General features: G+C 65.8%; 19 protein-coding genes, 1 tRNA gene and 1 pseudogene. 6 read left to right on the forward strand and 15 right to left on the reverse strand.

Annotation, left to right across the window (positions count from 1 at the left end; all coding sequences use genetic code 11):
* Nucleotides 1–25: 25 nt before the first annotated feature.
* On the reverse strand, nucleotides 26–1,369 hold the full coding sequence (locus tag AC3WLD_RS15355) for an alkaline phosphatase family protein (RefSeq protein ID WP_492557848.1): 1,344 nt from the start codon (nucleotides 1,367–1,369) through the stop codon (nucleotides 26–28).
* Complete coding sequence (locus AC3WLD_RS15360; RefSeq protein ID WP_492557849.1) at nucleotides 1,369–3,666, reverse strand: TonB-dependent receptor; 2,298 nt, start codon at nucleotides 3,664–3,666, stop codon at nucleotides 1,369–1,371. The genes AC3WLD_RS15355 and AC3WLD_RS15360 overlap by 1 nt, the downstream gene beginning before the upstream one ends.
* A gap of 189 nt (nucleotides 3,667–3,855) precedes the next feature.
* Between AC3WLD_RS15360 and AC3WLD_RS15365 the strand changes: the two genes are divergently transcribed.
* The 3 genes from AC3WLD_RS15365 (at nucleotide 3,856) to AC3WLD_RS15375 (ending at nucleotide 6,960) form a co-directional block, all read left to right on the forward strand.
* Complete coding sequence (locus tag AC3WLD_RS15365) at nucleotides 3,856–5,010, forward strand: glycerophosphodiester phosphodiesterase family protein (protein ID WP_492557850.1); 1,155 nt, start codon at nucleotides 3,856–3,858, stop codon at nucleotides 5,008–5,010.
* 110 nt (nucleotides 5,011–5,120) lie between these two features.
* Nucleotides 5,121–5,696 carry a hypothetical protein gene (locus AC3WLD_RS15370; protein ID WP_492557851.1) on the forward strand — a complete coding sequence of 192 codons (576 nt, stop codon included), beginning with the start codon at nucleotides 5,121–5,123 and terminating at the stop codon, nucleotides 5,694–5,696.
* Nucleotides 5,697–5,730: 34 nt separating this feature from the next.
* A complete protein-coding gene (locus tag AC3WLD_RS15375; protein ID WP_492557852.1) occupies nucleotides 5,731–6,960 on the forward strand; it encodes a glycosyltransferase in 1,230 nt (409 codons plus the stop codon).
* A gap of 63 nt (nucleotides 6,961–7,023) precedes the next feature.
* Here AC3WLD_RS15375 and istB read toward each other — a convergent pair whose 3' ends face one another.
* The 9 genes and pseudogenes from istB to AC3WLD_RS15420 all read right to left on the reverse strand — a co-directional run bounded on the left by istB (nucleotide 7,024) and on the right by AC3WLD_RS15420 (nucleotide 17,352).
* A complete protein-coding gene (gene istB, locus AC3WLD_RS15380; RefSeq protein ID WP_492557853.1) occupies nucleotides 7,024–7,752 on the reverse strand; it encodes an IS21-like element helper ATPase IstB in 729 nt (242 codons plus the stop codon).
* Nucleotides 7,739–9,254: pseudogene (gene istA, locus AC3WLD_RS15385) on the reverse strand (IS21 family transposase). Before istA ends, istB begins: the two are co-directional and overlap by 14 nt.
* Before the next feature lie 768 nt (nucleotides 9,255–10,022).
* Nucleotides 10,023–11,231: a tyrosine-type recombinase/integrase gene (locus tag AC3WLD_RS15390; protein WP_492557900.1), complete on the reverse strand. Its 1,209-nt coding sequence runs from the start codon at nucleotides 11,229–11,231 to the stop codon at nucleotides 10,023–10,025.
* Between the two features lie 202 nt (nucleotides 11,232–11,433).
* Nucleotides 11,434–11,507: transfer RNA gene (locus AC3WLD_RS15395), tRNA-Gly, on the reverse strand.
* Between the two features lie 142 nt (nucleotides 11,508–11,649).
* Nucleotides 11,650–12,099 carry a MaoC family dehydratase gene (locus tag AC3WLD_RS15400; protein ID WP_492557854.1) on the reverse strand — a complete coding sequence of 150 codons (450 nt, stop codon included), beginning with the start codon at nucleotides 12,097–12,099 and terminating at the stop codon, nucleotides 11,650–11,652.
* Nucleotides 12,100–12,286: 187 nt separating this feature from the next.
* Nucleotides 12,287–14,170, reverse strand: a complete 1,884-nt coding sequence (locus AC3WLD_RS15405; protein WP_492557855.1) for an acetyl/propionyl/methylcrotonyl-CoA carboxylase subunit alpha — start codon at nucleotides 14,168–14,170, stop codon at nucleotides 12,287–12,289.
* Between the two features lie 11 nt (nucleotides 14,171–14,181).
* Entirely contained in the window at nucleotides 14,182–15,783 is a 1,602-nt protein-coding gene (locus tag AC3WLD_RS15410) for a carboxyl transferase domain-containing protein (RefSeq protein ID WP_492557856.1), read from the reverse strand.
* A gap of 4 nt (nucleotides 15,784–15,787) precedes the next feature.
* On the reverse strand, nucleotides 15,788–16,189 hold the full coding sequence (locus AC3WLD_RS15415) for a GFA family protein (RefSeq protein ID WP_492557857.1): 402 nt from the start codon (nucleotides 16,187–16,189) through the stop codon (nucleotides 15,788–15,790).
* The gene (locus AC3WLD_RS15420; RefSeq protein ID WP_492557858.1) at nucleotides 16,189–17,352 is read right to left on the reverse strand and encodes an isovaleryl-CoA dehydrogenase; all 1,164 of its coding nucleotides are present in this window, start codon (nucleotides 17,350–17,352) and stop codon (nucleotides 16,189–16,191) included. Before AC3WLD_RS15420 ends, AC3WLD_RS15415 begins: the two co-directional genes overlap by 1 nt.
* Before the next feature lie 97 nt (nucleotides 17,353–17,449).
* Between AC3WLD_RS15420 and AC3WLD_RS15425 the strand changes: the two genes are divergently transcribed.
* A complete protein-coding gene (locus tag AC3WLD_RS15425) occupies nucleotides 17,450–18,292 on the forward strand; it encodes a LysR family transcriptional regulator (protein WP_492557859.1) in 843 nt (280 codons plus the stop codon).
* A gap of 198 nt (nucleotides 18,293–18,490) precedes the next feature.
* On the forward strand, nucleotides 18,491–19,288 hold the full coding sequence (locus AC3WLD_RS15430; protein ID WP_492557860.1) for an SDR family NAD(P)-dependent oxidoreductase: 798 nt from the start codon (nucleotides 18,491–18,493) through the stop codon (nucleotides 19,286–19,288).
* On the opposite strand, the gene AC3WLD_RS15435 is transcribed toward AC3WLD_RS15430, so the two are convergent.
* Nucleotides 19,285–20,169 carry a LysR family transcriptional regulator gene (locus AC3WLD_RS15435; RefSeq protein ID WP_492557861.1) on the reverse strand — a complete coding sequence of 295 codons (885 nt, stop codon included), beginning with the start codon at nucleotides 20,167–20,169 and terminating at the stop codon, nucleotides 19,285–19,287. The two genes, AC3WLD_RS15430 and AC3WLD_RS15435, sit on opposite strands and share 4 nt — an antisense overlap.
* A gap of 92 nt (nucleotides 20,170–20,261) precedes the next feature.
* Between AC3WLD_RS15435 and AC3WLD_RS15440 the strand changes: the two genes are divergently transcribed.
* Nucleotides 20,262–21,761, forward strand: coding sequence for a CoA-acylating methylmalonate-semialdehyde dehydrogenase (locus tag AC3WLD_RS15440; protein WP_492557862.1), 1,500 nt, complete (start codon nucleotides 20,262–20,264; stop codon nucleotides 21,759–21,761).
* Between the two features lie 40 nt (nucleotides 21,762–21,801).
* Here AC3WLD_RS15440 and AC3WLD_RS15445 read toward each other — a convergent pair whose 3' ends face one another.
* From AC3WLD_RS15445 to AC3WLD_RS15455, 3 genes are read right to left on the reverse strand one after another with little or no spacing between them, the layout of a single operon-like run.
* Nucleotides 21,802–23,400, reverse strand: a complete 1,599-nt coding sequence (locus AC3WLD_RS15445; protein ID WP_492557863.1) for an MDR family MFS transporter — start codon at nucleotides 23,398–23,400, stop codon at nucleotides 21,802–21,804.
* Complete coding sequence (locus tag AC3WLD_RS15450; protein WP_492557864.1) at nucleotides 23,384–24,466, reverse strand: HlyD family secretion protein; 1,083 nt, start codon at nucleotides 24,464–24,466, stop codon at nucleotides 23,384–23,386. Before AC3WLD_RS15450 ends, AC3WLD_RS15445 begins: the two co-directional genes overlap by 17 nt.
* The gene (locus tag AC3WLD_RS15455; RefSeq protein ID WP_492557865.1) at nucleotides 24,459–24,911 is read right to left on the reverse strand and encodes a MarR family winged helix-turn-helix transcriptional regulator; all 453 of its coding nucleotides are present in this window, start codon (nucleotides 24,909–24,911) and stop codon (nucleotides 24,459–24,461) included. Before AC3WLD_RS15455 ends, AC3WLD_RS15450 begins: the two co-directional genes overlap by 8 nt.
* Nucleotides 24,912–24,947 lie beyond the last annotated feature (36 nt).

Genomic DNA, 24,947 nt, shown 5'->3' on the forward strand with positions numbered 1-24,947 from the left:
CCGATTGTCATAATTGTCGCAGGTGTCAGTCGAGGTCGAGGGGGACAGCTTCGGCGCCCGCAAGCCTGGCGTCCATCACGCGGGCGAGTGTCGGGGCGATGGCCCGCATGTCGATCTGGCCAAGGTCGCGGCCCGCTTGCACGCCAGGACCTGCGATCAGGAACGTCGAGCGCATTTCGGGGAGCGCCGGGAAATAGCCATGCGTGCCTTTGTAGGCGCTGGTCTTGCTCAGCGGCGCATCGGGCTTGAACCCGCCAGCAAGCGCTCCGGGCTCGAGATCGACATAGAACGCGGCCTGCGGATTGCCGCCCATCCGGGCAATCTCGGCGCGATCGGCAACGTGGGCGATCCGGGCTGCAGGGTCTGCGGCAAGGGCTGCCAGGAGCTTGCCGACGCCGTCGGCAAGCGCGGCATCGTGGGGGCGCGCCAGCACCACCGCGACAGAGCCGCCGGAAGGCCAGGGCATCGCTTCCCATGAGGCGACCTTGCCTGCGGCGTCGAGCGTGATCAGCCCGGCGTCGATGAACGGGCGGAACAGGTTGATCTCGGTGTCGGTGGCGACGAAGCCGTGGTCGCTGACGACTGCGACGACCGCGTCGGGATGTGCCTTGCGCTCCGACGCGACGAGGTCTCCGACCAGCGCGTCGATCCGTTCGAGCACCTTGTGCGCCTCTGGCGTGCCGGGACCGAACTGGTGCTGCTCGTGGTCGAGCGCGGTAAGATAGACGGTGATGAAGCCCGGCTTGTGCTGCGCAATCAATTCGCCGGCAAATCGGGCGCGATTGGCGTCGCCGTCGATCGATTCGTCGATGCCCTGGGCGTAGGCAGAGGCGCAGTCGTGTTCGAGTTCGTCGACAAGGCCGGGCGTGGCGAGCGCCTTGACCAGCTTGCGGTCGTCGTCGTGGCCGCTGCGCCAGATCTGCGGCAGGTTCCAGGTCACGCTATGCGCGCCGACGCTGACGGGCCAGTGGACGTTGGCCGTGGTCAGCCCGGCGTCCTTGGCCGCGTCCCACAGCGTGCGGGCGGTAATGTCGGCGGAGTACCAGAACCAGCCGCCATAGTTGATCTGCTTCGGATCGAACGTGGTGTTGCCGATGATCCCGTGGCGCGCGGGGGCGACCCCGGTGAGCAGGGTGGTGTGGCTGGGGTAGGTGACGGTCGGCAGGTTGCCGGTGACGCCCGTGGCATGGGCGCCCTCGGCCACCAGCCGCCGCAGGTTCGGCAGGGACAGGCCCCGCTGCTCGGCCTCCAGCACGTCGCCTGGGCGGAGCCCGTCGATCGAGATCAGGAGAACCGGCTCCGCCATCGCCGCCGCCGGAACACCGGCGATGGCAAGGGCGATTGCAGAAAGCAGCGGGGCCCGGCGCATCAGAAGCCGGCCTTCAGGGTGACGAAGAACTGCTGCGGAGCGCCCGCCAGCAGCGTCTGGTTGTCACCGCTGTTGCCGAAGCCGTTCGAACCGATCGTCGAGACGTATTCCTCGTCGAACAGGTTGGTCGCGTTGAGCTGGATCTCCAGCGGCGCGCGCCTGCCGAGGTCGAGCCGGTAGCCGATGGTCGCATCGACCAGCGTCTGGCTCGGTACCGACTTGTCGTTGAGGTAGGTGAAGTACCGCTTCGACATGTGGTTCACCCCGATCCGCCCGAAGAAGGTGTCGCTGTCATAGGCGATTTCCCCGTGGAGGAGGTGCTTCGGCGCATCGACGACCGACTTGCCATCGGTCGGGATGACGGTCGTCGTCCCGTTGGCGGTGATCACCACGTTATCGCGATAGGTCGCATCGTTGTAGGCGTAGGATCCGAACACCGTCCAGCCCTGGCCGAGCCGCACGTCGACCGCCGCCTCGATGCCCTGCGATCGCACCGAACCGACGTTCTGCAGTGCGTTCGCCGCGCCCACGATGCCGACCGAGGTCGGGATGGTCAGCAAGCGGTTGCGGAAGTCGACGAGGTAGCCGGCGAGGACCGCGTTGATCATGCTGTCGTGGTAGCGCAGGCCCGCTTCGTAGGTGTCCGACTGCTCGGGCTTGAGGAACGGCTTGATCGCGTTGAACCCGGCCTGGGTCGAGGAGAACGGCCCGCTGGTGGTCGAGGAAACGAACGCGCGGGTCGCCTGGGTGAAGCCGGCGAAGGCCTCCAGCTTGTCGCCGAACTTCTGGTTCACACCGACATGTGGCTGGAACCAGTCCTCGGTCGAAAGGTCGCCGACGGTGCGGCCGCCCTGGACGATCGCATCAGCGTGGTTGTCGACCTTGAAGCCCTTCCACCCCAGCGCGACGGTGGTGTCGCCGAAGGTCAGTTCGTCCTCGACGTGGTACTGGAAAGTCTTGGTGTTGAAGTCGATCGACCACTGGGTGAAGAATGGGTTGCGCATGAATTTCAGGTGATCGCGGTCCGCGCCCGGCTGGGTGCGATCCTGATAGCTGTAGAACCGGCGCGACTGGATGAAGTCGTTGTTCTCGTACCACGCGCCGACGGTCAGCTTGTTGAAGCCCATGTCGAGCGCGGCGCTGCCGAACAGGCCGTAGCGCTTGAGGTCGTACTCGGTGGTGCGGACCGCCATCGGCACGCCGCTCGGGCTGTTGACGTAAGGCGTGCCCCAGGTCCCCTGGCCGTCGTTCTCGTGGTAATAGCCCTTGAGCTTGAACTCGACGTTGCCGACCGGCGCGGTCAGGCCGACTGCGGCAAGCGTGTCCTTGCGCAGGCCCGAAGCGTCGTAATAGGCATCGTCGACCGAGGTGATCGGGGCTGGGTAGACGGTGCCGGCAGCCGGGTTGAGCGGGGTCGTGCCGCTGTCGCCGCGATTGGCGGCGATGTCGGCGACGCGGATGGCGAGCACGTAGCCCGAGGGGCCGAAGTTGTCCCAGTCGTAGCCCAGCCGGTTGATCATTTCGAGGCTGAGGTCCTGGTAGTCCTGCTCGGCGCGGTCCGAATAGTTGATGAACGCGTCGATCTGCGCCGCGCCGACCGGGACGACGGCCTTGGCGTTGACCATGAAGCGGCGCTGCTTGCCTTCGCCTTTCCACTTGTCGGTCGTGTCATAGCTGGCCGAGAGGAACGCGCGGGCACCGTCTTCCTTGCCGATGCCGACGCGGACAAAACCGCGATAGGTCTGGTCCGAACCATACGTAGCCGAGGCGTCCGCGCCCAGCGCATCGCGCGGATCGATCGAGAAGAACTCGAGCGTGCCGCCGAGGCTGCTGGTCGAGTTCGAGGTGATCGCGCCGGCCCCCTGGCTCAACCGCGAGCTGCCGATGTTCTCGCCAATGATCGCGCGGCTGATGTGCAGGCCGTTGTTGTTGCCATAGGTCATGTCGCCAAGCGGGATGCCGTCGAGCGTGAAGCCGAGCTGGTTCTGGCTGAACCCGCGCACGGTGATGCGGGTCGACCATTCGTACGCGCCGAACGGGTCGGCCGACTGGAAGTTGACGCTCGGCAGCTTCTCCAGCGCCTTGAGCGGGCTGGTCCCCGAGGCGAGGATGGCGAGGTCCTCGCTCTTCAGCTCCTGGACCTGCTTGGTCTCGCCCGCGCCGAACACGACAATGGCGTCGGCTTCGTCGGTTGCGGGCATGGCCTCGTTGTCAGCGGGTGCGGCGGTTTCTTCGGCATGGGCCGGGATAGTAAAAATGCCGGCCGCGGTGGCGAGCAGAATCGTTGCAAGGCGCATTGTAGTCCCCCTCATTGGAGCGTGTTGCGCCAGGCGAACTATGGCTTCGCTGTTGCAGCATCGTGTGATTTTTGTTGCCTCTTGGGGTCACTTTCCCGACCGTTACCTGTCGCCCGGAAAATCGCGGTAGACCGTCACGGAGCGGTCACGCACAAGGTCCAGGCGACGCTCTTCGCGCGGGAGAGATCGATGACTGCAGGACTTGCCATGACGCGCCGCTCGATGCTCGTTGGCGTGGCTGCTGCGGGAGGAATTGCGATGACTGCGAAGGCTGCTGCGACCGTGTCGGCGCCACCCGCCAAGCCGAGAAAGCCCCTGGTCTTCGGTCACCGCGGCGCGCCCGCGCATCGGCCCGAACACACGCTCGCCAGCTACGCCCGGGCCATTGCCGACGGGGCCGACTTCATCGAGCCGGACCTCGTCGCCAGCAAGGACGGGGTCCTGGTCGTGCGGCACGAGAACAACCTCGCCGAGACCACTGACGTGGCCGCAAGGTCCGAGTTCGCGGATCGTCACGCCACCAGGGTCATCGACGGCACTGCCGCCACAGGCTGGTTCACCGAGGACTTTACCCTTGCCGAACTCAAGCAGCTCCGCGCCCGCGAGCGGCTCGGCCCGCTCCGCCCCGAAAGCGCGCGCTTCGACGGCGAGTTCCAGATCCTGACTTTCGACGAGGTTGCCGATTTCGTCGCTGCACAGGCCGCCACTTCGGGCCGGGAGATCGGCCTCATCCCCGAACTCAAGCACTCGACGTTCTTTGCCGGGCTCGGCCTCCCGCTCGAGCAGCGCTTCCTCGATGCGGTGGCCGCGCACCGGTATCTCGGCCGCGCGCCGGTCATCGTCCAGAGCTTCGAGACCTCGAACCTGCGATGGCTGCGCGAGCGCATCGGCACCGGAAGCAACGTCCGCCTGATGCAGCTGTGCGAGAGTGGCGAAGCCCCTTGGGATTGCGCGGCGCAGGGCGACAAACGCCCGTGGGCGCAGCGACTGGCGGGTAATGGCATGGCCGAGGTCGCCCGCTATGCCGATTTCCTAGCGCCCTATTGCCGGGACCTGATCCCGCTCGACCCTTCGGGCAAGCTCGGCGCGGCTGCTTCGCTCATCGCCCGCGCCCATGACGCCGGGCTGCTTGTCGGCACCTGGACCTTCCGGCCCGAGAACCATTTCCTCGCCGCCGACTTCCGGGACCAGGCGGGCGATGCCGCGCGCAACGAGGACGGCAGCGTCGCCGAAATACGCCGATACCTCGACGCCGGGATCGACGGATTTTTCACCGACGATCCCGGGCTCGGTCGGGTGGCGGTCGATGGCTGGACGGCGAGTGGAAACAGCCGGCGACCGTAACGCCCGCGTCATTTCGCCATCTTTGTGCAATGCGGCATGCGCAACCCGGTCTCCGGATGCGGCCAGTCCCGGTCATGGTGATTCGGACAGGGCGGCGAAGGAGAGACAGGATGACGATTGCGATTCCCGCTCGTGCCTGGGGCAAGACCGACCAGCTTGGCGAAGGCCTTCATCCGCATCATCCGCCGCTGGCGCTGCTCGCAGGACTGCCGCGGCCGGTGCTGCTCCACGTCGCGCAACCCGGGGCAGAGGCAGATGTGATCCGTTTCCTCGCTGCGCCTGTCGCGGGTAGCAAGGTCGTCATCGGCGGCCCGGCGACGGGTGCAGACTGCGGCGCGACGTTTCTCCCGCCCTTCACGAACGACCTGCTGGCCGCAGCCTACTGCGCCGCTGACATCGCTGTCGTATTGGGCTCGACCGGTGACGATGCGTCCGCCATCGTCGACGCCTTGTCATGCGGCGTGCCTGTCGCGGCACTCCCCGGCGAAGCTGCCCACGCGACGCTCGGCCAGGATGGACGGGGCGCGGATGGCAACCTGCCGATGACGGTCGGGGCGGTCGATGCCGACCTCGCGCTCGCAATCGAAAAGGCCCGCCACTGCGACCGGCTCGGCGCGGCGGTCCTCGGCTGCCGCCTGGCCGGCAGGGCAGCGCTGCAGCCTGCGCCTACCAACCTCGCCGCCTGAACCACGACGCATAAAGCTTGATGCAAGGGCCGACATGACGCGCGCGCGCGAGTGGCTGATCTGCGACCTGACCCAAAGCTACAGCCCTCACGGCGGGGGCGGGGTCAGCACGTATCTGCGGGAAAAGCGCGAGTATGTACTCAACCGGACCGGACACCGGCTCCTCCAGATTGTTCCCGGTCCCCAAGACCGCGTGATCGAAAACGGCCGGCACATCTGGGTCGAGGTGGGCGCAGAACAGGTCCGGGGAAGCCCCAATTACCGCTTCATACTGCGCACCCGCGTCGTCCGGGATATCCTTGAGCGATATCGCCCGGACATCATTGAATCGCTTTGTCCGTGGATTCTGCCGTGGACCGCGATCAACTATCGCCGCGCCCATCCCGGAACCGCGCTGGTCGCGGGATACCACACGGATTTCCCCAACGCCCACGTCCACCGGGTCGCCGCCGACCTGTTCGGCCGGACCATTGCTGCCGGGCTCCGCAGGTTGAGCGTGGAATACGCTCAGCGTACCTATCGGGCGTTCGACCGGATCTATGTGCTCGGCGACGACATGCGCGAGACCCTGCGCGGGTACGGTGTCGATCACGTCGACGTGCTCGACCTCGGCGTCGATCCCGAGCTGTTCCACCCGTCACGCCGCGATCCCGATTTTCGCCGCCGGATCGGTCTCGGCGGCAAGGGCCCCCTGCTGGTCTATGCGGGGAGAATCGACAACGAGAAGCGCGCGGACCGCCTGCTCGCGTTGATGCGGGCCCTGCCCGAATCGTTCGGCGCGGCGCTGCTGATGATAGGCGATGGCAAACTGCTCGAAACGCTGCGCGAGCAGGCAGAAGGGATGCGGGTATCTTTGCCGGGCTTCGAGCCCGACCGCAGCCGCCTCGCGAGTGCTCTCGCCTCGTGCGATATCTATGTTTCGGCGATGGCCGACGAGACATTCGGTATCTCGGTTCTGGAAGCCCAGGCCTGCGGGCTGCCCGTCGTCGGCTTCAATAGCGGAGCCATGCCAGCGCGTGTCCTTCCCGGCACCGGCTTGCTCGGCCCGGTCGACGATGCCGCGACGATGGCCCGCAATGTCCAGACTGTCTGGGAACAAGGCGCCCGTTCGATGGGCCGCAACGCAAGACAAGTCGTGGAGGCGCATTACAGTTTGTCAATCGGCGTGCAATCGGGACCCCCTATCGGCGCGCAAAAGGGCCCCCCTTGGCGTTGCGTGGATCGGTTGATGCTGGGCACAGGTTTCGCGCTGCTGACGGCGTAGGGAGGGCGTAGCCCGACCGGAGGCGACAGCAGCGCGAAGATCGTTTTTCGGGGTCGGCTCGGCTCAGCTGCGGTGCTTGAAGCGCCAGCTGTCATTGCCGGTCTCGATGATGTCGCAATGGTGGGTGATGCGGTCGAGCAGTGCGGTGGTCATCTTGGGATCGCCAAAGACGGTAGGCCATTCGCCGAAGGCCAGGTTGGTGGTGATGATCACCGAGGTCTTCTCGTAGAGCTTGCTGATGAGGTGGAACAGCAGCTGCCCGCCCGATCTGGCGAACGGCAGGTAGCCCAGCTCGTCGAGGACCACGACGTCGAGCCGGCTGAGCTGGGCGGCCATGGCGCCGGCCTTGCCGATGCGGGCCTCCTCCTCGAGCCGGGTGACGAGGTCGACCGTGTTGAAGTAGCGGCCGCGGGCGCCGGCGCAGACGACGCTGGCGGTGATCGCAGGGGCCAGATGGGTCTTGCCGGTTCCCGTGCCGCCGATGAGCACGATATTGCGCCGTGCGGGCACGAACGAGCCGGCATGGAGGGAGCGCACCAGCCCCTCGTTGATCGGTGTGCCCTCGAACACGAAGGCATCGAGGTCCTTGACCACGGGCAACTTCGCCGCGGTCATGCGGTAGCGGATCGAGGCGGCATGACGATGCGCCGCTTCTGCCCGCAGCAGGTCGGTCAGGATCTCGTGGGTCGTGCGCTTGCGCTGCAGTCCCGTGGTGACGGCCTCATCGAACGCGCCGGCCATGCCCCTGAGGCCGAGCCCGCGCATCGCCTCGATCATCTCATGCCGCTGCATCGAGGCCTCGCACCGTATCGTAGCGGGCGCAGTCCGCCGTCGGCGGGTGGCTGAGTTTGAGGTCGATGACCACGTCGATTGGCCGGTCGGATGGTGGATCGCGGTACCGGGCCAGGATGTTGAGGATCACCTCATCGCTGGCGGCGCCGGCATCGAGCGCTTCCCCGGATTGCGGCCTCAACCGCGTCCAGACCATCGGTCAGCACGGCTGCGAGCACCCGCACGAAGCGCCGGTCGGCCTCATCGCCGCTGCCCAGCTTGCGGCGCAGCCGCGCCAGTGCCGGCGGCAGGTCCCAGCCCTGGAAGGGAGCGCCGTTGCGCAAGGCGCCGGGCTTGTTGGCCAGAACCGGCAGGTAGTGCCAGGGATCGTAGATCGTCCGGTCACGGCCGAAGTGCCGGGCATGTTCGGCAACGACCTCGTCGCCGAGGCGCACGACGATCCGGTCGGCATAGGCGCGGACCTGGACGGCTCGCCGCGCGGCCTTGGCCATGACGGAATAGCGGTTGCGGTCAAAGCTGATCAGACAGGTGCCGGTCACGGCGTGGGTTGTCTCATGGAAGCCATCGAACGGTGCCAGCATCGGCTGCAAAGATGGCCGCTCGAGATCCAGCGCCTCGGCCACGGTCAGTTCCTTCTGCTCGGGATGGGGATGCAACGCGGCCCAGCGCATGCACTCGGCCTCCAGCCATCCGTTGAGCTCTTCGATGCTGGCGAAGCGCAGACGGGGCTGGAAGAAACGGCCGCGGATGGTCTGGACCTGGTTCTCGACCTGACCCTTCGCCCATCCCGCCGCCGGCGAGCAGGCCGTGGGCTCGACCATGTAATGATCGGCCATGACCAGAAACCGGCGGTTGAAAACACGTTCCTTGCCGACGAAGACCGCGGCGACAGCGGTCTTCATGTTATCGTAGATCCCCCGCAACGGAACGCCGCCGAAGAAGGCGAAGCCCCGGGCATGGGCATCGAACACCATCTCCTGCGTCTCGCGGGGATAGGCCCGGACATAGACCGCCCGCGACGCGCACAGCCGCATGTGCGCCACCTTCACCCGCATCGGCTTGCCGGCGATCTCCACGTCCTCGTGGCTCCAGTCGAACTGGTAGGCCTCGCCAGGCTTGAACATGAGCGGGATGAAGGCAGGCGCCCCATCACCCGCATCCTTGCGCCGCGCTTCCGTCCAGCGACGGGCGTAGCGCCGCACCGCGTCGTAGGAACCCTCGAACCCCTCGCGCTGCAGCAGATCATGGATCCGGGTCATGCGTAGACGGTCACGCCGGTGCCGCGCCTCGTTCTCCGTCAGCAGTGTATCGAGCCGCTCCTGGAAGGGCCCAAGCCGGGGCAGCGGTTGGACCGTGCGGTGATAGTCGAACGCCCCTTCCGGCGCCCGGATCGCCTTGCGCACCACCTTGCGAGATAGCCGCAGATCCCGCGCAATCGCCTTGATCGCCTTCCCACCCGCGTGCTCGCGCCGGATCCGAACGACTGTCTCCACCACCAACATCCCGATCTCGCCACCTGAAATACCAGGCGGCCCGCTACACCATCGGAATGAGGGGTCCCTTTTAGACGCCGATCACCCCGCTAACGGGGTCCCTTTTGCACGCCGGTCCACAACGTCCGCGACACCTGGGTCGCGATGCCAGCAAACGCACCATTAGCTATGGCAATCGAACGATTGGCAGAAAAGAAAATCAATATTGTCGTTGGCCTCGACCCCACCGGTGCGCCGGTCGGAGTCATCCCGCGGGCGCAGCGCCGATACTGATCACGGGCTCAAGGCAGGGCTCACGGCTGCAAGTTGGACCTGCACTCGACTGGTGAAGGACAAGCAGCTATCTAAGCTCTTTGGAACAAACGTGAAAATCACCCAATCGAATAAACAATCAGCAGATCCAGGGTCTCGCGTATAATTGCCCGAACGACGGCCCTTCCGGCGGGAATGGACAACCTCATACGCCGTTTGGCTCAAGCTCCAACAGAACTCATCGTCATTTCCGCGAGTACAATTCGGGAAGGCCATCGAAGCCTGTTCAGCAGCTGGTTTGCGAGCACACCGTACGCAGTGCACTGCAGGAATCAAATTATTGATAAAATTAGTAAAAACTAGAATTCTTGGGCTGGTGTCAAACCGATTTGCGTGCAAATCGCGATTTGCAATCGCGCCTCCTCGAAAGATAAATGTAGTGATAACAATGGCCTAACTTGACGATTTGCGCGCAAGTCGCAATTTGGGCGCCAGCTGCCAGCGACCAGCTCGTTGGATCGCCCATCAGACCGATTTCGCTTCGTTCCGCAGCTCGTCTAGGTAGTCACTCCACCACTGCGCCATGGCTACACGCTCCTTCCAATGGGCGCCGCGATGGTACGCAGCGCGTACCTTGTCGGTGTCGCCGTGAGCCAGAGCGCGTTCGATGGCATCGGGGTTCCATTTCCCGCTTTCGTTTAGCAGCGTGGACGCCATTGCGCGGAAACCGTGGGCAGTCATTTCGTCGGTAGCATAGCCGAGGCGGCGCAGGCCCGCGTTGATCGTGTTGTCGCTCATCGGGCGGCGTCGGGTGCGGACCGAGGGGAAGACATAGCCGCTTGGCCCCGTCAGGGGCTGTACGCTCTTCAGGATCGAAATGGCCTGGCGCGAGAGTGGAACGACATGTTCCTTGCGCATCTTGGTCTTCCCTGCCGGAATGGTCCACAGCGCCCCTTCCAGATCGATTTCCGACCATTCTGCGTGCCGTAGTTCGCCGGGGCGGACAAACACGTGAGGGGCCAGTTGCATCGCGAACTTGGTGATCGGTTGCCCCTCGTAGCCATCGATTGACCGGAGCAGTTCACCCACCCCGGCGGGGTCGATGACCGCTCCGTAATGCGTGACGGTGGGGCTTGTCAGTGCCCCCTTTAGGTCGCGCGTAGGATCAGACTTGAGACGTGCAGTGGCGACCGCGTAACGGAACACGGAGCCCGCCAGTTGGAGCGTTCTGCGAGCGCTTTCGAGTTTGCCTTTGCCTTCGATCCGGCGAACCGCGACCAACACATCGGCAGGCTCGATTTCGGCGATCGGCATGTTGCCGATGGACCCGCACAGGATCGACAGAAGGTATTCGCAACGCTTGGCAGTGGCTGGAGCCCATGCGCGCTGCCCATCCCGCTTTCGCTTTTCACAGAACTCGGCAGTGATGGCGACGAAGGTGTTTTCGGCTTCCACCTTCGCGCGGACCTTATCGCGTTGTTTCTCACGCGCCGGATCCTTGCCGGCAGCCATAGCCTCGCGGGCTTCGTCGCGCCGCCTGCGTGCCTCGCCTAGGCCAATCTCCGGATAAGGACCGATCGCCAGCTTCTTCTCGCGGCCATCGACCCGGTACTTGAACCGCCAAAGCTTTCCGCCGGTTGGCTGGACCAGCAGAAACAGGCCGTGGGAATCGCCCATCTTGTAGGGCTTCGGACCCGGCTTGGCATTGCGGACGGCAACATCTGTAAGTGCCACAATTTCAATCCCTTCCATCTCGAGTGGCCCCCAGGCTGGGGGCCACTCCAATTGACCGAAACCCACTTGGCCCCCAAAATGGCCCCCAGATTCGCGAGATGCGGCGAGAACAGGCGGGCGCCTGCGGGACAAATGCGTCGTGAAAACCCTAGGATTTCCGAGGATTTCGTAGCATTTTCGGGATGTTGTGGGAAGGGAGGGCTGGAGCGGGTGAAGGGAATCGAACCCTCGTCGTAAGCTTGGGAAGCTTCTGCTCTACCATTGAGCTACACCCGCATTTCAAGCGCTTGGCTCGAGTGCGACGCCGCGTTTCGTTTGGGGCGAACGGGGGGCGCTTTGGCATAGTCCGCGTACCCGGTCAACGGTCGGGGCGGGGGCGGACGCCCCTTCAGGAGGGGCCTTTTGGCGCTTGGGGCGGTCAGCCGCTCCGCTTCACGAGGGCCGAGCGCAGGCAGCGGCAGACGACCTCGCCGCGCTGGTTGATCAGTTCGTGGCGGAAGGTGACGATCCCGGCGTTCGGGCGGGACTTCGATTCCTTCAGTTCGACCACCTCGCTGGTCGCGCGCATGGTGTCGCCGATGAACACGGGCTTCGGCATGACCAGCTGGTCGTAGCCCAAGTTCGCGACGAGCGTGCCGAGCGTGGTGTCGCCCACCGACAGCCCGACCATCAGCGCGAAGGTGAAGGTGCCGTTGACGAGGATCTGCCCGAACTCGCTCGCCTTGGCCGCCTCGGCATCGATGTGCAGCGGCTGCGGGTTGTGAGTCATCGTGCTGAACAGCAGGTTGTCGGTTTCGGTCACGGTGCGGCGGATCTCGTGCTCGATCTTGTCGCCCACCTGCCATTCGTCGAAGTGCTTGCCGGCCATCTTCACTCACCTCAAAAATTCATCGTCACCCTGAACTCGTTTCAGGGTCCAGCCGTGTTCCCGCACGAAGCTGTCGAGCTACAGCCAACCGCCAAGCTTCGCTCCATTCACCGGGATGAGTAATGCCCGAGCTGGATGCTGAAACAAGTTCAGCATGACGGAGCTTGTTGAGCAGACGTCAGAGCGCTTACTCCGCCTTCTCCACCCGCACCAGCAGTGCCTCGACCTGGACCTGCGAGCCGACCGCCACAGTCAGTTCCGCCACGGTGCCATCGAACGGCGCAGTGAGCGCGTGTTCCATCTTCATGGCTTCGAGGACGAGCAGCTTCTGGCCCTTTGTGACGGTGTCGCCAACGGTGACATCCACCGCGATGACCTTGCCGGGCATGGGGGCGAGAATGGCGCCGTCGGAGGCTGCACCGGCCGCGCCCAGCCCGCGAGGTGCATGCAGCGCGACGCGGTAGCCGTAGCCTTGGTCAAACTTGATGAGATCGCCCTGCTCTTGATGCGCCCGCGCCAGATAGTTGGCGTGTGGGCTCCAATCGGTCGGAATCGGTGCGGTGACAACGTCACCATCGACCGAAAGCAAGACTTCTTGCCGCGGCGTAGCGTTGAGCCGGAAGCCCGATGCAGCAAGTTCGCCATTGGACAACGGCCTGGTATCCATCAGCAAATGAACCGCAGCGTCCAGCGCATCGTCGCTTATGGGCGGAACGGCAACCAGTTCATCCTGATGTGCGGCGATGAAGTTGGTATCGACGGCACCTGCCGCGAATTCCGGCCGCGCCAATAGCTTGGCAAGAAAGCCTGCATTGGTCTTGACCGGCCACAAGTCCGTTGAAGCACATTGGTCAATCAGGTCAGCCAAGGTTTCTTCGCGAGTAGCGGAATGCGTAATGATTTTGGCGATCATGGGATCGTAGAAAGTCGAAATCTCGTCGCCAGCATAGACCGCAGCCTCGATACGCATCCCACGATATCGACAGTGGGTGAGGGTCCCCACACTCGGCAAGAACCCTTTCGCCGGGTCCTCCGCATAGAGCCGCGCTTCCATGGCCCAGCCGTTGATGGAAAGCTCGTCCTGCCGCAGCGGCAGCGGTTCGCCGCTCGCCACCCGCAGCTGCCATTCGACGAGGTCGACGCCGGTGATTTCCTCGGTCACCGGGTGCTCCACCTGCAGCCGGGTGTTCATCTCCATGAACCAGATGCGGTCGGCGCGCAGCCCTTCCGAGCCATCTGCGATAAACTCGATTGTGCCTGCGCCCTCGTAGTCGACGGCCTTGGCCGCGCGCACTGCCGCGCCGCAAACCGCCTCGCGGGTGGCTTCGTCCATCCCCGGTGCGGGGGCTTCCTCGATGACCTTCTGGTGGCGGCGCTGGAGCGAGCAGTCGCGCTCGAACAAGTGGACGACGTTGCCATGGCTGTCGCCGAACACCTGCACCTCGATGTGGCGGGGCGAGAGGATGTACTTCTCGATCAGCACGCGGTTGTCGCCGAACGAGGATGCCGCCTCGCGCCGGCACGAGGCGAGCGCTTCGGCAAAGTCTGCGGCGGCATCGACCCGCCGCATCCCCTTGCCGCCGCCACCCGCGACCGCCTTGATCAGCACCGGATAGCCGATGGCGTCGGCCTCGGCCTGAAGCCGCGCCTCCGACTGGTCCTCGCCGAGATAACCCGGCGTCACCGGCACCCCCGCCGCGATCATCCGCGCCTTGGCCGCGTCCTTGAGACCCATTGCCTCGATCGAAGCGGGCTTCGGTCCGACCCAGACCAGCCCCGCGTCGATTACCGCCTGCGCGAACGCGGCGTTTTCGGACAGAAACCCGTAGCCAGGATGGATCGCCTCCGCACCGGTGGCCCTGGCGGCAGCGATTATCCTTTCGCCCACCAGGTAGCTCTCGCGGGCCGGGGCCGGGCCGATGTGGACAGCCTCGTCGGCGCTGCGGACGTGGAGCGCGTTGGCGTCGGCGTCGGAATAGACCGCGACCGTGCGGATGCCCATGCGCCGCGCTGTGCGGATGACTCGGCAGGCGATTTCGCCGCGGTTGGCGATGAGGAGGGAAGTGATCATCTTGCTGTCCCTCACATCCGGAACACCCCGAAGCGGGGCGCCTCCTCTCCCGGCGCGTTCGCGCAGACCGCGAGCGCCAGCCCCAGCACGTCGCGGGTCTGGACGGGATCGATCACCCCGTCGTCCCACAGCCGCGCGGTGGCGTAGTAAGGGTTGCCCTCGTCCTCGTACTTCTGGCGGATCGGGGCCTTGAACGCCTCGGCCTCTTCCGGGGTCCATTTGGCCGCGTCGCGGTGGACGGTGGCGAGGACGGAGGCCGCCTGCTCCCCGCCCATCACGCTGATCCGGCTGTTGGGCCAGGTGAACAGGAAGCGTGGGTTATAGGCCCGCCCGCACATGCCGTAATTGCCCGCGCCGAAGCTTCCGCCGATCAGCACGGTGATCTTGGGGACGTTGGCCGTGGCGACGGCGGTGACCAGCTTCGCGCCGTGCTTGGCGATGCCTTCGGCCTCGTACTTGCCGCCGACCATGAAGCCGCTGATGTTCTGGAGGAACAGCAGCGGAATGCGCCGCTGGCAGGCGAGTTCGATGAAGTGCGCCCCCTTCTGCGCGCTTTCCGAGAAGAGCACGCCGTTGTTGGCGAGGATCGCCACCGGCTGCCCGTGGATATGCGCGAACCCGCAGACCAGCGTCGCGCCGTAGAGCGCCTTGAACTCGTGGAACTCGCTGCCATCGACGATCCGGGCGATGACCTCGTGGACGTCGTAGGGCGCGCGGACGTCTTCGGGGACGATGGCGTATAGGTCCTCCGCCGGGTAGAGCGGCGGCCGCGCCTCGCGGAATGCGGCCCCGGGCTGTCCGGATGAGCCAAGGTGCGAAACGATGTCCCGGACCATCGTCAGGGCATGCTCGTCGTTGTCGGCGAGGTGGTCCACCACGCCGGACTTGCGGGCATGGAGATCGCCGCCGCCAAGATCCTCGGCGCTGATCTCCTCACCGGTCGCGGCCTTCACCAGCGGCGGGCCGGCGAGGAAGATCGTGCCCTGTTCGCGCACGATCACCGTCTCGTCGCTCATCGCCGGGACATAGGCCCCGCCCGCGGTGCAGCTGCCCATCACGCTGGCGATCTGGGGAATGCCGCGCGCGCTCATGTTGGCCTGGTTGTAGAAGAATCGGCCGAAATGGTCGCGGTCGGGGAAGACCTCGGCCTGGTTGGGCAGGTTCGCGCCGCCGCTGTCGACGAGGTAGACGCAGGGCAGGCGGTTCTCCGCGGCGATCTCCTGCGCGCGGATGTGCTTCTTCACCGTCATCGGGAAGTAGGTGCCGCCCTTTACCGTAGCGTCATTGGCGAAGATCATGCACTCGCGGCCCGAGACCCGCCCGATGCCGGTGATGATCCCCGCGCCGGGGACCTCGTCGCCGTACATCCCGTTTGCGGCGAGCTGGCCGATCTCGAGGAACGGCGAACCGGGATCGAGCAGGCGCTCGACGCGGTCGCGCGGGAGCAGCTTGCCCCGGCTGACATGACGCTCGCGGCTACGCTCGTCACCGCCGAGCGCGGCCTTGGCGACGCGGGCCCGCAGTTCCTGCGCCAGCGCACGATTGTGTGCGGCGCGTGCCTGCGCTTGGGGGTCGTCCGGATTGAGCGATGTGGATAGAGTGGGGGCCGACATCAGACTACATTTCCTCGCACTTTGTGGCGTCGAATATCGTGTCGACCCATCTCCAGCGGCTACCGAAATAGATGTGACGCAAGCGTTTCGGGGCCGGCAGATCGATGATGTTTCCGCCTCGCAGTCGCAACCGATCCGGGAGGTCCTCGCGGCGGGAATAGATGGGGGAACCGCACTGACTGCAGAACGCGCGGTACTTGCCTGGAGAACCCGAGAACTCGCGCAATTTGCTGGTGTCGTCGAATACGACGCTGGCGCGATCGACAATCACGGCAACGTTGAATGCCGCGCCATTCGCACGCCGGCACTGGCTGCAATGGCACAAGTCAACATCGTCAAGTGGGCCCGCGACGGTATACGCGATCTCCCCGCACAGGCACGATCCTCGGCGCACTTCGCCGCTCATCACTGCGCTCCGATCAATTCGCGCCCGATGAGCATCCGCCGGATCTCGTTGGTCCCCGCGCCGATGTCGAGCAGCTTGGCGTCGCGCAGGAAGCGCTCGACCGGCCAGTCCTTGGTATAGCCCGCCCCGCCCAGCGCCTGCACCGCCTCGCCCGCGGCGCGGAAGGCGTTTTCGCTGGCCAGCAGGATTGCGCCGGCCGCGTCGAAGCGGGTGGTCTGCCCGGCGTCGCAGGCCTTGGCCACCGCATAGACATAGGCCCGGGCCGACTGCATCGCGACGTACATGTCGGCGACCTTGGCCTGCATCAGCTGGAACGAGCCGATCGGCTTGCCGAACTGCTTACGCTCGCGAACATAGGGGATGACCACGTCGAGGCAGGCCTGGATGATCCCGATCTGCATGCCGGCGAGCACCACCCGCTCGTAATCCAGCCCGCTCATCAGCACGCCGACGCCGCCGTGCAGCGGGCCCATCACGTTGTCCTCGGGCACGAAGCAGTCGTCGAACACCAGCTCGCAGGTCGGCGAACCGCGCAGGCCCATCTTGTCGATCTTCTGGCCGATCGAGAAACCGGGCATGCCCTTCTCGATCAGGAACGCGGTGATGCCGCGGCTGCCGGCCTCCGGCGCGGTCTTGGCATAGACCACCAGCGTGTCGGCGTAGGTGCCGTTGGTGATCCAGAACTTGGTGCCGTTCAGGCGGAAGCCGCCCGCCACCGCATCGGCCTTGAGCTTCATCGAGACCACGTCGGACCCCGCGCCCGCCTCTGACATCGCGAGGCTGCCGACGTGTTCGCCGCTGACCAGCTTCGGCAGGTATTTCGCCTTCTGCTCGTCATTGCCCCAGCGGCGGATCTGGTTGACGCAGAGGTTGGAGTGCGCCCCGTAGCTGAGGCCCACCGCCCCGCTCGCCCGGCTGACCTCCTCGACCGCGATGACGTGATCGAGATAGCCGAGGCCGAGCCCGCCCCACTCTTCTTCCACCGTGATCCCGTGGAGCCCGAGCGCGCCCATCGGCTCCCACAGCTCGCGCGGGAAGCGGTCGTTGGCGTCGATCTCCGCGGCGAGGGGCAGGATCTGCTCGTCGGCGAACCGACCAGCGGCCTCGCGGATCATGCTCGCGCTTTCGGTCAGGCCGAAATCGAAATCGGGGGTGGCGCGCATCGGGGTAGCCTCTCCAAGCTCTGTTACCGGCAATCGTAGCGCAGGAGGTTCATTGGGAAAAACTGGATTTATTGGATCAGTTGTATAGGTTGAACCTATGTTGAGCCGGACCCAGCTTCGCCAGTTCCTCGCAGTTGTCGATTGCGGAAGCTTCACCCGGGCCGCGGCCACCCTCAGCATCACGCAACCCTCGCTGTCCGGCGGCGTCGCCGAACTGGAACGCCAGCTCGGCACGCGCCTGTTCATCCGCGAAAGGCGGCGTATCCGGCTGACCCCTGGCGGCAACGCCCTGCTCCCGCTGGCCCGCTCGATCGAGCGGGACTTCCACGAGGCCGAGCGCCGGGTGGGCAATTTGCTGGTGCCTGCGCGGCCGCTGCGGGTCGGGGTGCTGGAAACCCTCCCGCTGCGCTGGCTGGAGCGCGCGGTCGAACTCTATGCGGGCCCCGACCCGCTGGAACTTACCGAAGGCGGAGAGCGGGAGCTTCAGGCGGCGCTTTCGACCGGTTCGATCGACCTGGCGGTCTCGCTGGTGCCGGACAACGCCCCCGGCGCGCTCTTTCGCGAGGAATATTGCCTGGCCCTGCCCGCCGGCCACGCCCTTGCCGAAAGGGACAGCGTACCGCCCGAAGCCGTCGCCGGCGAGACCATGATGGCGCGGCGGTCGTGCGAAGTGCTCGCCGAGACCAGCCGCTATTTCACCGAGCATGGGGTGCGCCCGCGTTTTGCCTTGCGATCGGGCCACGACGAGAAGGTCATGGGGCTCGTCCGCGCCGGCCTCGGCGTAACCGTTGCGCCGCGCTCCCTGGCGGGTCCGGGAATCGCGATGGTCGGGCTGGACGGCTTCGACCGCCATCGCACGATTGGCCTGGTGTGCGGCACGCACGATCCCCCGGGCGCAGAACCGCTGGCCCAAGCCTTGCGCGGCGCGCTCGTGAGCTGAGGGCAAATTCGCGCCCGCCGCGTTGGCTCGTCTCCGGATAGCGGGGTCCGTGCATGTGGCGGCGGGCAATACATGAAAGGAAACCCACGCCATTAACGTTGCCGTTCCACGCCTCCGTCCGGGCTTGTGATACGGGCGTGACCCATTACAGTTGATGGATCGTCAAGAATAGTCCGTCATCAGCGCGGGAGTGGGCACTTGCAGGCCAGCAACCTGTTCGATCTGAAGGGGCGCGTGGCGCTCGTCACCGGGGCTGGGCAAGGCCTTGGTCGCGCCATCAGTCATGTGCTTGCCGGCAACGGCGCGGGCGGAATCATCGTCAATGATTTCGATGCCGGGCGGGCCGATGCCGTTGCCCGCGAAATCCGCGCTGGTGGATGCGCGGTCGCTACGATGGTCTGCGACGTCGGCCGGATCGCGGACGTGCGGGCAAGCCTGGAGGCGGCAGTGGCCGAGGTCGGCCCGGTCGCGATTCTCGTCAACAACGCCGGAATGGCCGGGCCTGAGGGGTTCCCCGCCGAGATGCCCCTGTTCTGGGAAACCGAGCCGGACAGCTGGTCGCGGTTTCTCGATGTCAATCTGCTCGGCGTGATGAACTGCGCCCACGCCGTGCTGCCCGGGATGATCGAACGCCGCCACGGCCGGATCGTCACCATCGTCTCCGACGCGGGGCGCAATATCGAGGCGCGGCAGGCGGCCTATGCCGCGGCAAAGGCTGGTGCTGCCGGGTTCATGCGAGCGTTGGCGGCGGATGCGGCGCGGTTCGGGGTGACCGCAAACTCGATAGCGATCTCGTCGCTGCAGCAGTCGCCTGGCCGCCACGAGGCACACATGGCGAGCGAGCGAGGCAAGGCCCAGTTCGCCCGCTACGCGATTCGCCGTCCGGGCCGGCCGGACGACATCGTCGGCACTGTCCTGTTGCTTTGCTCCGACGCTGCTCCGTGGACAACTGGGCAGGTCTATCCGGTCAACGGCGGCTACACCGCGGCGCTTTAGAGCCGGCCGCGCATGGCGGCCACAACCCCTTCGAGAAAGTCGATGGTCGTGCGGATGCGCGGCAGGCGCTGCTGGTCGGCGTGCATGACCAGCCAGTAGCTGCGCCAGGCCTCGGTCTCGCCGGGGAGCAGGCGGACCAGCCGGTCGTCCTGCTCAGCGGCGAAGACATGGAGCATGCCGATGCCCATGCCGGCTGCAACCGCGGCGTGCTGTGCCGCGGCCGAACTCGAACGGAACGCGACCGGCGCGCCGGGGAGGATCTGGTCGAGTGCAATCATCTCGGGGAAGCCCGCGAGTTCCTCGATGTACGAAACGAAGCGGTGACGGGCGAGGTGCTCGCGGGTCGCGGGAACGCCGTGCGTTTCGACGTACCCGCGCGAGGCATAAAGGGCGAGACGGTAGTCGGTCAGCTTGCGCGCGACGAGCCGTCCCTTGGGCGGCATCGCCAGCATCACGGCAATGTCGGCTTCGCGTCGTGCCAGGCTGGTGGCGCGGCTTTCGGTCGCGAGTTCAAGCGTCAGCCCGGGGTGCTGCCGGTGCAGCGCCTCCACATGCGGCGCGACGATGTGGGCACCGAACATCTCAGTGGTGGCAAGACGCACTGTGCCTTCGACGGCGCGGTCGCGGCCCGCGATGCTGGCGGCCGCAGCGAAGAGTTCGCTCTCGATCCGCTCGGCATGTGGCTGAAGTGCGAATGCGGCGGCGGTTGGCGTGACCCCGCGCGGTGTCCGCTCGAACAGGCGCGCGCCGAGGTCGGCTTCCAGCGCGGAGAGGCGGCGGGCGACCGTGCTGTGGTCGATCCCGGCCCTGCGTCCGGCCGCGACCATGTTTCCCTCGCGCAGAACGGCGAGAAAGATTTGCAGCGCGGCTGAATCCAGCATGTGTATTCCTGCAAAGCTGATGTGCAGGACTTTGCATATTCCTGCAAAGCGGAAAGGTCTACACAGGCCGCAGATACATCGCGGAGAGACCCATGCGCACCATCACCCATTTCATCGACGGCCAGTCCGCCCCGCTCCCCGGGGCACGCCTTTCGGACGTGTTCGATCCTTCGACCGGCGAGGTCCAGGCGCGCGTGGAGCTGGCGGATGCGGCCCACCTTGATCGCGCGGTCGCCAACGCCGTCGCCGCACAGAAGGACTGGGCCGCGACCAACCCGCAGCGCCGCGCCCGCGTCATGTTCGCGTTCAAGCAGCTGATCGAAGACAACATGGACGAGCTGGCGACCATGCTGTCCAGCGAACACGGCAAGGTCATCGCCGATGCCCGCGGCGACATCCAGCGCGGGCTTGAAGTGGTCGAATTTGCCTGCGGCATCCCGCACCTGCTGAAGGGCGACTACACCGAAGGCGCGGGCCCGGGGATCGACGTCTATTCGATGCGACAGCCGCTCGGCGTGGTGGCGGGCATCACCCCGTTCAACTTCCCGGCGATGATCCCGCTGTGGATGTCGGCGATGGCGATCGCCTGCGGCAACGCCTTCATTCTCAAGCCGTCGGAGCGCGATCCCTCGGTCCCGGTGCGGCTGGCCGAACTGGCGCTCCAGGCCGGGTTGCCCAAGGGCATTCTCAACGTCGTCCACGGCGACAAGGAGATCGTCGACGCGATCCTCGACCACCCGGCGATCAAGGCGGTAAGCTTTGTCGGCTCGTCCGACATCGCCAATTACGTCTATCAGCGCGCTGCCGCCAACGGGAAGCGGGCGCAGTGCATGGGCGGGGCCAAGAACCACGGGATCATCCTGCCCGACGCCGACATGGACCAGACGGTCGCCGACATCGTCGGCGCGGCCTATGGCTCGGCCGGCGAGCGTTGCATGGCGCTGCCGGTCGTGGTGCCGGTGGGCGAAGAGACCGCCGACACGTTCCGCGCCAAGCTCATCTCCGCGATCGAGACTCTGCGTCCCGGCCACCCGACCGACCCGCAGGCCCAGTACGGTCCGCTGGTCACCGCGCAGCACAAGGCGCGGGTCGAAAACTATATCCAGATGGCGGTCGACGAGGGTGCCGAACTGGTCGTCGACGGCCGCGGCTTCTCCCTCCAGGGCTATGAGGACGGTTACTATCTCGCGCCGACGCTGCTCGACCGGGTGACGCCGGAAATGAAGAGCTACCAGGACGAAATCTTCGGTCCAGTGCTGCAGATCATGCGCGCCAAGACGCTGGAAGAGGCGGTCAGCTATCCCACCAACCACCAGTACGGCAACGGCGTGGCGATCTTCACCCGCAACGGCGACGCCGCGCGGGCTTTCGCGGCGCAGGTCGAGGTCGGGATGGTCGGGATCAACGTGCCGATCCCGGTGCCGGTCGCCTACCACTCGTTCGGCGGGTGGAAGCGTTCGGGCTTCGGCGACCTCGACCAGTACGGGATGGACGGGGTGAAGTTCTACACCCGCACCAAGAAGGTCACCCAGCGCTGGCCCAACGGCGGCGCGGTAATCGACCAGAGCTTCGTCATTCCGACGATGAAGTGACGCGTGGCCCCGGCGGGAGAAAGCTCCCGCCGGGCATCGTTCAGTGATCCGCCATGGCAGCACTGCCTTGCGGTGCCGAAAGCCCCTTCGGCCGGCGCAGGATCAGCAGGAGCGGAAGCATGGCGAAGCAGGCAAAGCCCATCGCCAGGAAGTCGTTGTTGTAACCGATCATCAGCGCCTGCAGGTTGACCAGCCCGTCGGTCACCCGCAGCACCGTTTCGCTGGCGCCCGGGCTTACCGAAAGCTGTTCGAACGGGACCGGGAGCTTGCCAAAGTCGATCCGCTCGCCCAGCTCGGCGTGGTTGATCTGCGCACTGTGGGTGAGCATGACGGTGCAAACGGTGATGCCGATCGACGAGCCAAGGTTGCGCATCAGGTTCAGGCCGCTCGACGCGTCGGTGCGCAGGCGGTCGGGGAGGGTGGCGAAGGCAATCACGTTGAGCGGGACGAAGCTCAGCGCCATCCCGACGCCCTGCAGCAAGCCCGAGCCGATGATCCATGACGCAGGCATGACCGGGCCCCACCGGCTCATCAGCAGCATCGACAGCCCCAGGATCGAGAAGCCCAGGCCCAGCAGCAGCCGTGGGTCACCGCGGGCGATGAGGCTGCCGAACAGGGTCGTGGTGATCAGGGTGCCGACCCCGCGCGGGATCAGCAAAAGGCCCGCATCGATCGGCGGATAGCCGTAGATCACCTGGAGGAGCGCCGGGAGCAGCGCCATCGTCGACATCAGCGCAACGCCGAAGACGGTGGTGAGCGCGATCGATGCGACGAAATTGCGGTCGCGGAACAGCTCGCGCGGGAACAGCGGATGCTGCGCCGTCGTAATGTGCACGATGGCCACCCACCCTGCGCAGATCGCTACAACCAGGTACGCGAAAATCTCGCCCGACTGAAACCAGTCGAGCTGGGAGCCTCGGTCGAGCATCAACTGCAGCGACGACACCGCGACTGCGACCGCAGCCCACCCGAACACGTCGAACTTGCGCGGGCGCACGGGCGAGCGCGGCATGAACAGCAGAAGCAGCGCAATGCAGCCGATACCCACTGGCAGGTTGACGTAGAAAACCCAGCGCCAGCTGAAATTGTCGGTCAGATAACCGCCCAGGACGGGCCCGATGATCGGCCCGATCATCACCCCTTGCGTGAAAAGCGTCATCATCCGCGGCCGTTCTGCCGGAGTGCTGAGGTCGAGCATCATGGTCTGCGCGACTGGCGACAGGAATGCGCCGGCCAGACCTTGCATGATCCGGAACATGACCATCTGCTCGATGCTCTGCGCCATCCCGCAGAGCATCGAGGCACCCGTGAACAGCGCGATGCTGACAATCATCAGTTGGCGCAAACCGATCCGGTCCACCAGCCATCCGGTCAGCGGCAGCGCGACCGCCGCGGCGAGAACGTAGCTCGTCAGGATCCACGTGACCGTGTCCTGTGTCGCACCAAGACTGGACTGCATGTGCGGCAACGCGACGTTGGCAATCGTCGTGTCGAGCACCTGCATGGTCATCCCGGCCATCGCTGCGACGAGGACCAGCCCGCGGTGGCGGGTCACGATCCTCGGATGATCGTGGTTGATCAGTTCCGGGAGCTCTTCGTCGCGCTCGTGCTCCGCGCCGGCGCTAATGCTTGCCGACATCGACCTTCACCAACGCGCTGAGGCCCGCGATCAGCGGCCGGTCCGACCGGCTGTCGATGGCGATGCGGACCGGAACGCGCTGGGTGATCTTGACCCAGTTGCCGGTCGCGTTCTGCGCGGGCAGGACCGAAAACTCCGAACCGGTGCCCGCCCCGACGCTTTCGACATGGCCCTTGAGGACGAGGCCGGGATAGGCGTCGAGCGTGATCGTCGCGGGCTGCCCGATCCGCATTTCGGCGAGATCGGTTTCCTTGAAGTTCGCATCGACCCGGCCGCTGCCGGCGCGGACCAGGCTGATCACCGGGACCCCGGGGAATACCATCTGCCCGACCTGCAGGCGCGAGGCCTGGGTGACGACGCCGTCGGCTGGCGCACGTACGACGGTCCGCTTGAGGTCGAGCTGGGCCTTGGCCCGCGTCGCCGATGCCGCGGCAATGGCGGGATTGACCCCCGGCACTGCGCTGCCGGTGGCGAGCTTGGCCTGCTGGCGGGCCACATCGGCCTGGACCGCAGCGAGGTGGTCCCGGGCCGAGGCCACCGCGTGCTGCGCGGCATCCATCCGCGCACGGGTGTTGAAGCCCTTGTCCATCAACGCCTTTTCGCGGGCATAATTGGATTCCGCGAGGCGCAGGTCGTCCCGTGCCCCGGCGATGTCCGCCGCGGACGCGCCGACCTCGGCCTGGAGCGCGACGACGTTGGCCTGGGCCTCGGCGATCTGGGCGTCGGCTTGGGCGATGGCGACCTGGTAAGGCGTCTGGTCGATGGTGAAGAGGACGTCGCCGGCGTGGACGAACTGGTTCTCGCGCACGTTCACTGCAACGATCTGGCCCTGGACCTCACCCGCCACCGACACGATGTCCTGCTTGACGTAGGCGTTGTCGGTTTCGACGATGCCCGGGCTGCCGAACCACCACCACAGCGCTCCGCCGATGACCAGAGCCGGGACCAGCAGCATCAGCGGCAGGCGCCACTTGCTACGGGCAGGGACAGACGGCTCGGTTGCGACCTCTACCGGGCTCGCTATCGCGCGCTCGGCAACCGGGGTCATCGGATCGGCATCAGCCATTTTCGGGCACTTCCACCAGTTCGCTTCCGGGAATCAGCAACCTTTCGCGCATTCGCTGGAGCAGCGAGACGAGCGTGGACTGCTCTTCGGGCGTAAATACGTCGAGCGATTCGGCAATCACCGTGGCAGCGCGGCTGCGCAGTGCGTCGAGCACCGGCGCGGCTGCGTCTGTCAGGTGAAGCAGCCAAACGCGGCGATCGGCGGGATCGGGACGACGCTCGACAAAACCGAGTCTTTCCAGACGATCGATCATTCGTCCCACGGTAATCGCTTCAACTTCCAGCAACGCGGCAAGCGCGCCCTGGTTGATTCCCGGGTGTTCGCTGATGCGGACCAGCGCTCGCCACTGGGGCCCGGTCACGGCCAGGTCGCGGGTCGCAAATTCGAACCGCTTGCGAAAAAGCCGTCCGACATCGCTGGCGAGAAATGCGACGTTCGTGTCCATAGCTTGAGCGATAATAACGGTGCTTATTACTGTCAA

The organism is Novosphingobium sp. FW305-C-111 (assembly GCF_058783565.1).